6 protein-coding genes are annotated in these 12,994 nt (G+C 47.7%); all 6 read left to right on the top strand.

Annotated features, from left to right (window positions below):
- The first annotated feature begins 253 nt into the window (after window positions 1–253).
- Window positions 254–3,571 carry a SusC/RagA family TonB-linked outer membrane protein gene (locus tag GRF55_RS09305; RefSeq protein WP_220368140.1) on the top strand — a complete coding sequence of 1,106 codons (3,318 nt, stop codon included), beginning with the start codon at window positions 254–256 and terminating at the stop codon, window positions 3,569–3,571.
- Between the two features lie 15 nt (window positions 3,572–3,586).
- Window positions 3,587–5,197 (top strand): RagB/SusD family nutrient uptake outer membrane protein, encoded by a 1,611-nt coding sequence (locus GRF55_RS09300; protein WP_220368139.1) that lies wholly within the window; start codon window positions 3,587–3,589, stop codon window positions 5,195–5,197.
- Window positions 5,198–5,232: 35 nt separating this feature from the next.
- Window positions 5,233–6,135, top strand: a complete 903-nt coding sequence (locus GRF55_RS09295; protein ID WP_220368138.1) for a putative zinc-binding metallopeptidase — start codon at window positions 5,233–5,235, stop codon at window positions 6,133–6,135.
- Between the two features lie 15 nt (window positions 6,136–6,150).
- Window positions 6,151–7,521, top strand: a complete 1,371-nt coding sequence (locus GRF55_RS09290; RefSeq protein WP_220368137.1) for a DUF4302 domain-containing protein — start codon at window positions 6,151–6,153, stop codon at window positions 7,519–7,521.
- Window positions 7,522–7,523: 2 nt separating this feature from the next.
- Window positions 7,524–8,591, top strand: coding sequence for a BACON domain-containing protein (locus tag GRF55_RS09285; RefSeq protein WP_220368136.1), 1,068 nt, complete (start codon window positions 7,524–7,526; stop codon window positions 8,589–8,591).
- A gap of 1,041 nt (window positions 8,592–9,632) precedes the next feature.
- Window positions 9,633–12,971 (top strand): SusC/RagA family TonB-linked outer membrane protein, encoded by a 3,339-nt coding sequence (locus GRF55_RS09280; RefSeq protein ID WP_220368135.1) that lies wholly within the window; start codon window positions 9,633–9,635, stop codon window positions 12,969–12,971.
- Window positions 12,972–12,994 lie beyond the last annotated feature (23 nt).

Here is a 12,994-nt window from a genome sequence, read left to right as displayed (position 1 = left end):
GTCGTTAATGTGTAAAAACTGCAATAATGTGTAACGAAACGTGAAATTCCTTTCAAAAAAGAGTTGTTTTAGGGATAAAAAGAGGGTGAAATGTTAAAATCAATAGACAGATTATCCCAAAAACGCAAGAATGTAGGAAAGGTTGTCCCAATTAGAACAAAGTGTTTGTATAACCATCCTTTTTTATATATTTTTGCAATCAAATATTTCGAGAATTAGACATTATGTATTAATAACTTTATTTAAAATCTCTATGAAGAAAAGACTAACTATGATTGCGGTCAGCCTGTTCCTCTTAATGGGTACAGCTCTGGCTCAGACGAAGATCACAGGTACTGTCATTTCAGGTGATGACGGAGAACCGATTATCGGTGCTTCTGTCGTTGTTCAGGGAGCTACGGGTGCCGGTGCTATTACCGACATTGACGGACACTTCACGATTGACGTACCTGCTGGTAAGAAATTGGTAATCAGCTACATCGGTATGACGACACAGACCGTTACGCCGAAGGCTGGCATGGTGGTCACGTTGACTTCGGATGCCCAACTCGTTGAAGAAGTGGTCGTGACGGGTATGCAGAAGATGGACAAGCGTCTGTTCACGGGTTCTACGACGAAAGTGGACGCCAAGGAAGCAAAGATCGATGGTATGGCTGATATCAGCCGTTCGCTCGAAGGTCGTGCTGCCGGTGTGAGTGTGCAGAACGTGTCGGGTACTTTCGGTACAGCTCCGAAAATCCGCGTGCGTGGTGCCACTTCAATTTACGGTTCGTCGAAACCGCTGTGGGTGGTTGACGGTGTGATTCAGGAAGATGTCATCGACGTGGATGCCGACGCGCTGTCGTCTGGTGATGCCGAGACGTTGATTTCTTCTGCTATCGCAGGTCTGAACGCCGACGACATCGAGTCGTTCCAGATTCTGAAGGACGGTTCAGCTACTTCTATCTACGGTGCACGCGCCATGGCAGGTGTGATTGTTGTGACGACGAAGAAAGGTCAGGCAGGTACAGCCCGTATCAGCTATACGGGTGAATATACCTTGCGACTGATTCCGAGTTATTCGACATTCAACATCATGAACTCTCAGGACCAGATGTCTATCTATCAGGAGTTGCAGCAGAAGGGTTACTTGCTCTATGCCGGTACGGCGAACGCTTCTTCAAGCGGTGTATATGGTAAGATGTATGAGTTGTTGAGCCAATATGACGCTACGAGCGGTCAGTTTGGTCTTCCTAACACGCCAGAGGCAAAGGCTGCTTACCTGCGTGATGCGGAGTACCGCAACACCGACTGGTTCGACGAGTTGTTCAAGACTTCCATCATGCACAACCACTCTGTCAGCGTTTCTGCCGGTACGGACAAGGCTCAGTACTATGCTTCTCTGAGTGCAATGTTCGACCCGGGCTGGACACTTCAGAGCAAGGTGCAGCGTTACACAGCAAACATGAACTCTACGTTCAACATTTCGAAGAAGGTTTCTGTGAACCTCATCAGCAACGCTTCCTATCGTAAGCAGCGCGCTCCCGGAACGCTGGGTTCTTCTACCAACGTAGTAACCGGTGAAGTGTCTCGTGAGTTCGATATCAACCCGTATTCTTACGCGTTGAGTACCTCTCGTGCCCTTGACCCGCATACGTTCTACAAGCGTAACTATGCTCCGTTCAACATCCTTCATGAGTTGGACAACAACTACATGGACCTGAACGTGGCTGACATCCGTGTGCAGGCTCGTTTGAACTATAAGCCCATCACGAAAGTGGAACTGAGTGTGCTCGCAGCAGCGAAGTATTCAACAACCTCTCAAGAGCACTACATCAGAGATGACTCCAACCAGGCAATGGCATTCCGCGCAATGGATACAGCGACTATCCGCGACAGTAACTCCCGTCTCTATTCAGACCCGGACAATCAATATGCCCTGCCAGTGTCAGTGCTTCCTTATGGAGGTATCTTCAACCGCACCGACAACCGTATGTTCGGTTGGGATTTCCGTGCATCGGCACAGTATAACGATGTTTACAACGATATTCACATTGTCAACTTCTATGGTGGTCTGGAAACCAACTCTTACGACCGTCACTCTACTTGGTGGCGCGGTTGGGGTATGCAGTACAGCATGGGTGAAATTGCCAACTACGACTACCGCGTGTTCAAAATGGGACAGGAAGATGGTACAGACTATTATACCATGAGCAACCGCCACTCGCGCAGCGCAGCATTCTTTGCTAACGCCACCTATTCTTATAAAGGACGTTACACCATCAACGGAACCTATCGTTACGAAGGTACGAACGGTCTGGGTAAGGCGCGTAGCAGCCGCTGGATGCCGACATGGAACGTTTCTGCCGCATGGAATGCGCATGAGGAAACTTGGTTTGAGAAACTTCAACCTGCACTTTCTCACTTGACGCTGAAAGCCTCTTACTCGCTGACAGGTGACCGCCCGGCAGTGACCAACGCAGAGGCGATTATCCGCAGCACAACGCCGTGGCGTTATTCTACAAAAGACAGTGAGTCTGGTTTGTATGTGTCCAGCACAGCTAACCCCGACCTGACCTACGAGAAGAAGCACGAGCTGAACCTCGGTTTTGAGGCAGGATTCTTGAGAAACCGCATCAACTTCACCTTCGACTGGTACACCCGTAACAACTATGACCTCATCGGCCGTGGCGACGTGGATGGTACTGACGGTTCGTTGACTAAATATGCAAATATTGCTGAGATGAAGTCGAACGGTATCGAGCTCAGTCTCTCAACCACCAATATCAAGACGAAAGACTTCACCTGGACCTCCAGCTTCATCTATTCTCATACGCACAATAAAGTGACGAAGCTGAAGACAACAACCCGTATGTATGCCTTCCTGACCGGTAGCGGTTTTGCACGCGAGGGCTACCCCGTACGTGCACTGTTCTCCGTTCCGTTCATGGGTCTGAACTACGAAGGTCTGCCAACCTTCCTCAACGAAGATGGTGAGGTGACGGTGACAGGTCTGAACTTCCAGCTTACCGACCAAGACAAACTTGCTTTCTTGGATTATGAAGGTCCAACCGACCCGACAGATACCGGTTCGTTCGGTAACATCTTCAAGTACAAAGGCTTGACGCTGAATGTCTTTATGACCTATTCGTTCGGAAACGCCATCCGTCTGGATGCAGTGTTCAGACGCAGCTACAACGACTTGGTTTCTACACCGAAGGAGTTCCGCAACCGCTGGACAGTTCCTGGTGACGAAAACATTACAGATGTTCCTGTGATAGCTTCGCGCCGTCAGAACTGGAACAACACCAGCCTGAGCTATGCTTACAACGCTTACAACTACTCAAGCGTGCGCACGGCGAAGGGCGACTTCATCCGTATGAAGGAAATCTCTTTGGCTTACGACTTCCCGAAGACGCTGATACAGCCGCTCGGTCTGTACAACTGCTCACTGAAGTTGCAGGCTACGAACCTCTTCCTGATTTATGCTGACAAGAAACTGAACGGTCAGGATCCTGAGTTCTTCAACACTGGTGGTGTTGCCGCTCCTGTTCCCAAGCAGTTTACACTTACACTGAGATTAGGAATCTAAAAAACAGATACAGATATGAAAACAAGAAATATAATCTATTCCGCCCTATTGGCGGTTGCAGGACTGGCAATGACCTCATGCGACCACTTCCTCGACACGATGCCGGACAACCGTACGACCATCGACAATGAGGAGAAAGTGAAGGGAATTCTTGTTGGCGCATACCCGACTCACGAGTATGCAGTGTTGACAGAGTACTCGTCAGACAATGTGGATGAATTCAACAACACCCTCGGTTCCGGAAACAGATGGTTCATGGAACTGGGTCACTGGGAGGACATTACGGAAACCTTCAATGAGGGTCCAAACTCTTTGTGGACTGATTATTACAAAATGGCAGTGCATGCTAATTTCGCACTGCAGGGAATTGAAGACCTCGGTGGACCGACCACTACATTGTTGGAAGAATGCAAGGGTGAGGCGCTCGTGTGCCGTGCTTACGCACACTTCATGCTTGCCAATATCTTCTGTAAGGTGTATGCTCCAAAAACGGCAGGAACCGACCTGGGCGTTTACTATCAGTATGGGACTGCTACAAAAGTTGGTACGGTGAATGACCGTGGCAACTTGCAGGAAGTATATGAGAAGATTGAAGCCGACCTGTTGGAAGGACTTCCATTGTTGGGTGATTCTCATTACGATGTTCCGAAGTATCACTTCAACAAGAAAGCAGCCTACGCATTCGCTTCCCGTTTCTTCCTCTATTATGGTAAGTGGGAAGAGTGCATCAAGTATGCTAATCTTTGTTTAGGCGATGTGCCAAAGGCGATGTTGCGCGACTGGGTAACGTATGCAACCTATGAGAAGTCAAGGTATGGACGTCCGGTTCAATATGTGTCGTCAGACCACAATTGTAACCTGCTCCTGTCAGCTTGCTATTCGCGCCTCGGTTCAATGTTCACGAACTATAACAGCTACAAGCACTTCGCACACGGCTCATACATCAATGGTAATGAGACATTCGGTGCTACGCATATCTGGGGAACAGGAAATAGTTCTTACATTGACGGCGGAACGGGATACTATCCCGGTGGTGACGACATTGGTTACAACGTGGCATTCCGCTGCCCGAATCTGTTCCAATACACCGACCCTGTAGCAGGTATAGGTTATGCTCGTACCATCTTCCCGATGTTTGTTGCCGACGACTGCTTGTTGGAACGTGCTGAGGCTTACATCCACCTGAAGAACTACGACAAGGCTCTTGAAGACATGAATCTCTGGATGCGCAATGTGACAACATCAGATTTGGTGCTGACAACAGATACCATTCAGAAGTTCTACAATAAGGTCGGCTATTGCTATACGGAAACGCAAGAAGACCAGACGGGTATGGTTTCAACCATCAAGAAGCACCTGAATCCGAAGGGATTTGAGATTGATGCTGAGGGTAGCGTACAGGAGACCATGTTCCAGTGTCTGCTCAACATGCGCCGCATCGAGACCATGTTCCGCGGCAACCGTTGGTTCGACATCAAGCGCTTTGGTATCGAAATCAAGCGCCGTATGATGAGAAGCCATGTTCCCGGAACGCTGGTGGATGTGCTGACCTCTGACGATGAGCGTAAGGCGATTCAGATACCACAACAGGCACGTGATGCCGGTGTTACACCGAATCCGCGTTAAGTTATTACACTGTAACTATAATAATATAATGTGATATGAAAAAATATTTGATATATTCGTTACTGTTGCTGGCGGGAGCCTTTACCATGGTTTCCTGTTCAGAAGACGAACTCAGCAAGGAGAGTGTCATCATGGTTGACCAGGTTGACCAGAACCCATTCGACCTTTGGCTGAAAGCAAACTTTATCGATACCTATAATATCGAGGTTAAGTATCGCTTTGAGGATATTGAGTCTGACCACAATTACTACGTAATCCCCGCAGACTACAATCAGGCAATCAAACTTGCACATATCGTGAAGTATGCTTGTCTGGAGGCTTTCGATGAAGCATGTGGAGTTGAGTTTACACGTGCCAACTTCCCCAAACTCATCTATATGGTGGGCAACTGGGAGTATCGTAACAACAACACGTTCGTGCTCGGTACGGCAGAAGGTGGAAAGAAAATCTTCCTCGCAGGTGTGAACCATGTGGATCAGTACACACGTACGCGTGCAAACTTGAACCACTATTATCTGAAGACCATCTTCCACGAGTTTACCCACATTCTGAATCAGACGAAGGACTATTCACCTGAATTCAGAATGATTTCCGCATCCAACTATATCGCCGGTGAGTGGAGCCAGGGCACCAATAACACAGCATCGGTGTACCGTCCCAAAGGATTTATCTCCGGTTATGCACAGCATAGTGCAGGTGAGGACTTCGCCGAGATGTTCTCTATCTATGTGACCAACGACGAGACCACTTGGAATGGCTATCTGGAAACAGCGGGAACTGAAGGTGCTGACATTATTGAGGCTAAACTTGAAATTGTGAAGCAGTATATGCGTGATGCATGGGGATTTGAAATGGATGACCTCCGTAGCATCGTTTTGCGCCGGGAAGCTGACGTGGCAAACCGTACTGTGGATTTGACAGACCTAACCGTAAACTAAAAAACGAGAAAGAATATGAAAAAGAATTTGATATTATCACTGCTTCTCCTGTTGCCGGCATTCATGATGCAGTCGTGTCTGCACAATCAGGAGGACAAATTCGATGAGGTTTCTTCGCAGCGTCTGAAAGAGTATCTGCAGAAAGCCAAGAATGTGCTCACAAGTGCGGAGTACGGATGGCTCTTCGAGATATTCCCGAAGAACACGCAGGAGTATGGTGGGTATGCTTTCATCTGTAAATTCGATGAAATGACCGCAACGATTACAGCGGAACCGCTTCCCGGAACGAATGCGCCGTCGGGTACCGACGAGTGTTATTACAAACTGGGAACGGAAGACGGACCTATCTTGATTTTCGATACCTACAGCCCCATCATGCACTATTTCGCTGAAGGAACGGGTAGCGGCTATCAGGCATACGGCGGTGACACCGAGTATGTGATTGATGAGATTACAGACGATGTCATCAAGGTGCATGGCGCACGCTCGAAGAACAAGTACTATCTCTATCGCCTGACTGTTCCGGCAGATGAATATCTGGCAGCAAGGAGCGAGTTCGAGAGCGCTTATCTCGACCCGACGGATGCTTATTACACCTGCATCACAGGTACCATCAACGGTGAGGCATTCGAAGGTGAGTTCCTGACCAGCCGTCAGATGGAATATGCCGTGGGCGGTGCTACAGGCTTGAGTACGAAGGCGTTTGTCTATACTGACGAAGGAATCCGTCTGTATAGTGCCATCACCATTGGCGGTGTGAAGATACGTGAGTTCAAATACAACTTTGACGACCACAGCTATACCGCTATTGACGAGGATGGCAAGGAATATCCGCTGGAAGGCTCATTCCCACAGTGGGTAATCAACTACGACGAATGGGCAGGCAGCTACGAGTTCTATATCAGCAGTACAACTGATACGAAAGTAATTTCAACGATGGACGTAGAACTTGTTCCGGTTGCTGACCGCAGCGTATATTTGATGAAAGGTGTGAATCCGAACTATGACCTCACGCTGAATTATAACAAGGCAGAAAACTTCCTTGAACTCCAGCCGCAGCTTATCGGTGAACCGCTGGCTAATGGTCATGTGGTACTTTTGGCAGGACGTTCACCTGTGCAACCTAATGGTTCTCGCTATGTACATTACGGACTCTATACAACAACAATAGCTTCTGGTATGAAGACCTATTGGAATGAAGAAGAACAGATGTTCAAGTGGATTGACAATGGTAAGTGGGGCAGTTACAAGATAGATTCCTACATCATCTATGTCTTCAACGGAAAGACCCGTGTGGGACAAATCTCTCTCTCTGGCGAGCAAGGAGCTTATGCCATCAACGGAGCTGCACTAATTTATGCAATGCATGGACTAAAACGTAAATAGTTATGAAAAAGTTAATAAGTTTAATCAGTATTTTTGTTTGCGCGTTTGCTGTCTTCTCTTGCAGTGACGACGAGATGACCAATCCGTATGCAAAAGAGTCGCAGGTTACCATTGATAGCACGGACGTCTTCTTCCAAGCTGCTCCGGCAGAAGGAACGATTAGCGTGTCCATCCCAAGCGGTATCTACAAGGTGGAGACAACAGCCCACTGGTGTTCGGCTACCTATAGCGGCAATACAATCTATGTCACTGTAGAGCAGAATGCGGAGAAGTCTTCGCGCGTTTGCCGAGTGAGAATCTATGCCAGCGAGGACGACTACAAAGAAGTGACCGTCCAGCAGATGGGACTCATCTTCCAGGTAGAAGGACTCAGTGGCGATATCAACTCTGATGATAACTCGAACAGGTTTGCCTATAAGTATCGCAGCAATTCAGAAACTACGATTGAGACGGTAGGCGATTTCTTCACCGCAGAACTGACAGAGGACAGCCTGATCGTTACCCTGCAGGAAAACACCACAGGTAAGATCCGTACAGGATACATCAACTACGTGGTGGGCGGACAGCCGGGAACCATCAAGGTGCAGCAGTACGACTATGAGAAGGACGTGCTTGGCGAGTACACACTTTACTATGGAACGAGTGGAACCTCAACGGCAGACTGCGTGCTTCAGAGAGATGACGAAGGAGCCTACTCCCTGAAGTTCGATGGTGGCGTAATTCCTATCAGCGTGACGAGTATGGAACTCAACGGGGCGAAGATTCAACTCTCCAACCGTGAGGTGATAGGCAATTGGACATACAATACTACCACTACGGAGAACGCCATCCTGTTGCTCTGGTATCTGAGTGGAAGCAGTATCTATCGTTCAAACACCGCCTTCACGCTGAGTGCGACGTCGGCACTCGACGAGGAGTCGGGCGTGCTGACATGGACCTTCGACGAGTTCTTCTCAAGCGGCAATACCTGCTATCGTTTCAGCGTTGTCAACACAACAGCTAAGACGTATGCAACCTATACCGCTATTATCCAGTCATGGATTTATCCGGACAGACTCGTGAAGAAGTAATAGTGTTTCATATAATTCATATAAACTCTCGATGGCAAGGGGCATTTCCGTGATGGAATGCCCCTTGCTTTTTTTTGTTCCAAAGGCAGGGTAGTGTCTTATATATAATATAATAATGTGTCGATAGATATATCGACTCGCAGTCTTATTAACCGCAGATTCCGCTGATTACACAGATTGTTTTCTGCGGGCGGATACATCAATCCGCTTGCAGATGCTCCCCACCCCTAACCCCTCCCTCGGCGAAGGGAGGAAGTGAAGTTAGTGGCTTTCCTCCCGTCAGGCGCTCCCATCCCATTTTAGGGGAGGGGTTGGGGTGGGGTCCCGTCAAACAGATTCCCGTCCCTTTCCTCATCCCTCCCTTTAGGAAGGGGTGAGTGACCTGCATAAACATACGGAGAAGGGCGTATAAATATACGGTTGAACTTTCGTTTTCCAAAAGTTGAACTTTTGCGTCCTGAAAGTTCAACTTTCACCTCCTAAAAGTTCAACTTTTAGCGTGCAAAAGTTGAACTTTTGGAAACCGCATCCTAACGTACTGAAATACAGTGGTTTGCAAATCGCCCTCCCGAACTGTCACCTATGTATAAATATACAACAGCGAAGGAATGGGAGTGCGGATGAAAAAACGGAACGCTGCCCGCAACGAAAAAATATCAAGCGTGCACGCAGATAGAAAAATACTGCAAAAAACCATTTCCTGTGGGCATGTTTTTAGTCGTTTTACGGCTTTGTTTAGATGCGGACAATCTTTCCATCTGGGAAAAAACGTCCCATCAGGTTTGAAACGGTGACAAAAAGTTAATGTTTTCAAACGAAATTTTGCAAAATGGGCAAAATAAGTACCAAAAAGTAATGTTTTAACCAAAAAAATTTGGAAGTTACTTCCTTTATATTTATATTTGTACCGATTTTCGGCGAATTTGTCCTCGCTTTTTATTGCCATGGTAATGCCCAAATCGCTTTCCTACACGGCGTTTGTTGTCATTCATCAGGCTTAACTAAAACATTAAGAAAAATAATTTAAAATATTGAAATGTTATGAAGAAAAGACTAACTATGGTTTTTGCCGGTATGTTCTTGTTGATAGGAACAGCGCTGGCGCAGACAAAAATCACGGGAACGGTCATGTCGGGCGATGATGGTGAACCCATTATCGGCGCCTCAGTTGCTGTTCAGGGAGCAGCGGGTGCAGGCGCCATAACAGACATTGACGGTCATTTTACGATCGAGGTTCCTGCAGGTAAGAAACTTGTTATCAGCTACATTGGTATGACGACGCAGACCGTCACGCCGAAGCCTGGTATGGTTATCACGCTGACTTCCGACGCCCAGCTCGTAGAGGAAGTGGTCGTGACGGGTATGCAGAAGATGGACAAACGTCTGTTTACCGGTGCTACGACAAAGATTGCGGCTGACAATACGAAGCTTGATGGTATCGCAGACGTCTCGCGTGCATTGGAGGGTCGTGCTGCCGGTGTGAGTGTGCAGAACGTGTCGGGTACTTTCGGTACAGCTCCGAAAATCCGCGTGCGTGGTGCCACTTCAATTTACGGTTCGTCGAAACCGCTGTGGGTGATTGACGGCGTGATTCAGGAAGACGCGGTGGATATGAACGCCGACGATTTGTCTTCTGGAGATGCTGTGACGCTTATCTCAAATGCTATTGCCGGCTTGAGCGCCGACGACATCGAGTCGTTCCAGATTCTGAAAGACGGTTCAGCTACCTCTATCTACGGTGCACGCGCCATGGCGGGTGTGGTTGTTATCACGACAAAACGCGGTAAGGCAGGTAAGAGCACCATCAATTATACAGGTGAGTTTACATACCGCCTGAAACCCAACTATGGTGAGTATAACATCTCCAACTCGCAGGAGCAGATGGGTATCTATAAGGAAATGGCTGCCAAGGGATGGCTTGAATTCTCTACGTTGGCAAACAGCAGCACTTCCGGACTTTACGGAAAGATGTACAACCTGATTGCGCAGTATGATGAGACGACAGGAAAATATGGACTTCCTTATACAGATGCGGCGATGAACGCTTACTTGCAGGAAGCGGAATTCCGCAACACGGACTGGTTTGACCTGTTGTTTAAGAACAATATCGTGCAGAACCATTCTGCAAGTATCTCAACCGGTACCGAGAAAGCCAGTCTTTATGCGTCAATCTCGACCATGCTTGACCCAGGATGGACTATGGACTCGAAGGTTAACCGCTATACGGCAAACATGAACGCTTCGTTCAACCTCTCAAAGAAGTTGACGGTTTCAATCCTTACCAACGGTTCTTATCGTAAGCAGAAAGCACCTGGAACCTTGGCACGTTCTACTGACGTGGTGAGTGGTTCGGTCAACCGTTCGTTCGATATCAACCCGTTCAGCTATGCGATGAATACATCCCGAACACTGGACCCCGCTCAGATTTATACACGTAACTATGCGCCGTTCAACATCTTTAAGGAGTTGGACAACAACTACATCGACCTGTCTGTGGCAGACATGAAGTTCCAGGGCGAATTGAGCTACAAACCGATTATGGGCTTGGAAATCCGTCTGTTGGGTGCATATCGCGTTCAGAAGACTTCACAGGAACACTTCATCCTGAATGAAAGTAACCAGGCAGAGACCTATCGTGCAGGTGTGGGTAACCCGACGATACAATATAACAACACCTATTTATATACCGACCCCGATAAACCCAACTCGCTGCCGATTTCAGTGATGCCGACGGGAGGTATCTATACACGTGATGATTACATGGTGGACCAGTTGGACTTCCGTGGAACCGTTCAATATAATAAGGTGTGGAAAGATACGCATATCATGAACCTGTTTGCCGGTATGGAGGCAAACCGCACAGATAAGGACAGGATGTACCATTCAGATTATGGCGTGGACTACAATTCTGCCCGTCTGATTACCATTACACCAGAGTTCTTCAAGCAGGCAAAAGAGGAAGGAACAGTCCTTTCGTCATTCTCAAAGTCATGGACACGAAATCTTGCGTATTTCTTCAGCGGAAGCTATTCGTATAAAGGACGCTATACAGGTAACTTCACCTATCGCTACGAAGGAACAAACAAACTGGGACGCGCCCGTACCGCCCGTTGGTTGCCGACATGGAACATCTCCGGTGCATGGAACGTGCATGAGGAGCCGTTCTTCCAGAGATGGATGGAGCGCATCAACGGAGCAGTTTCACATTTGGGCTTGAGAGCATCCTATTCTCTGACAGCCGACAGAGGACCTTCCAGCGTGTCTAACGCCTTGCCGATATATTATTCTGACAATGCGTGGAGACCTCAGGGCGACCAGATTGAGACTGTTATCTATCTGAGCAATATTGCCAATACGGAATTGACATACGAAAAGAAACATGAGTTGAATATCGGTTTCGACGCAGGTTTCTTGAAGAACCGTATCAATCTTAACTTTGATATCTACTGGCGTAACAACTACGACTTGATTGGATATATCCAGACACAGGGAGCCGGAGGTTTCATCGACAAGCTTGCCAACGTGGCAACGATGAAGTCGCATGGTGTGGAGTTAACCTTGTCAACTCATAACATCCGCACGGATGATTGGCGATGGGACACCGACTTGACATTCTCTTATGCAGCAAATGAGATTTCCGATTTGAAGTCGCGTTCAAATGTAATCAGTCTTGTCAGCGGAACCAGCAGCAACCACTTCCGTCAGGGATATCCCGTGTCGGCATTGTTCTCAATTCCGTTCGTCGGGCTGAATGACGAAGGTATTCCGGTTGTCATCAACCAAGACGGAAACCTGACAACGACAGATATCTATTTCCAGGAATATGAGAAACTGGACTTCTTGAAATATGAAGGTCCGACAGAACCAACTATCACCGGTGGTTTGAATAACACCTTGAAGTGGAAGAACTGGCGTCTCAACGTCTTCCTGACCTATTCTTTCGGAAACAAATTGCGTCTTGCACCGACATTCTCTTCTGTTTATTCAGACATGTCAGCAATGCCGAAGGAATTTAAGAACCGTTGGGTGCAGTCGGGAGATGAGAATATCACCGATATCCCCGCTATCGCAAGCCGTCGCCAGTATCGTAGCATCAACTATCTGGGATACGCTTATAATGCATACAACTATTCTACAGCCCGCGTGGCTGACGGTGGATTTATTCGCCTGAAGAATGTGTCTCTTACCTATGATGTTCCTCGTACGTTTGTCACCAAGCTGGGATTGAGCCATGCTTCCCTGAAGTTGGATGGCACCAACCTCTTATTACTCTATGCGGATGATAAGTTGAATGGTCAGGATCCTGAATTCGTGAATTCAGGTGGTGTGGCTACACCAATGGCTAAGCAGTTTACATTCACACTACGTCTTGGAATATAATAATGATTTATCTGAAATATATT

The sequence above is a fragment of the Prevotella sp. Rep29 genome (genome assembly GCF_019551475.1).
GTDB lineage: Bacteria > Bacteroidota > Bacteroidia > Bacteroidales > Bacteroidaceae > Prevotella.
The sequence above is the reverse complement of the archived record's forward strand: the minus strand, read 5'-3'. Positions and strand labels throughout refer to the sequence as shown.

Excerpts from the sequence above, each read along its gene's own strand:
- GRF55_RS09305 (WP_220368140.1), top strand. The coding sequence starts at position 254 with ATGAAGAAAAGACTAACTATGATTGCGGTCAGCCTGTTCCTCTTAATG.
- GRF55_RS09300 (WP_220368139.1), top strand. The coding sequence starts at position 3,587 with ATGAAAACAAGAAATATAATCTATTCCGCCCTATTGGCGGTTGCAGGA.
- GRF55_RS09295 (WP_220368138.1), top strand. The coding sequence starts at position 5,233 with ATGAAAAAATATTTGATATATTCGTTACTGTTGCTGGCGGGAGCCTTT.
- GRF55_RS09290 (WP_220368137.1), top strand. The coding sequence starts at position 6,151 with ATGAAAAAGAATTTGATATTATCACTGCTTCTCCTGTTGCCGGCATTC.
- GRF55_RS09285 (WP_220368136.1), top strand. The coding sequence starts at position 7,524 with ATGAAAAAGTTAATAAGTTTAATCAGTATTTTTGTTTGCGCGTTTGCT.
- GRF55_RS09280 (WP_220368135.1), top strand. The coding sequence starts at position 9,633 with ATGAAGAAAAGACTAACTATGGTTTTTGCCGGTATGTTCTTGTTGATA.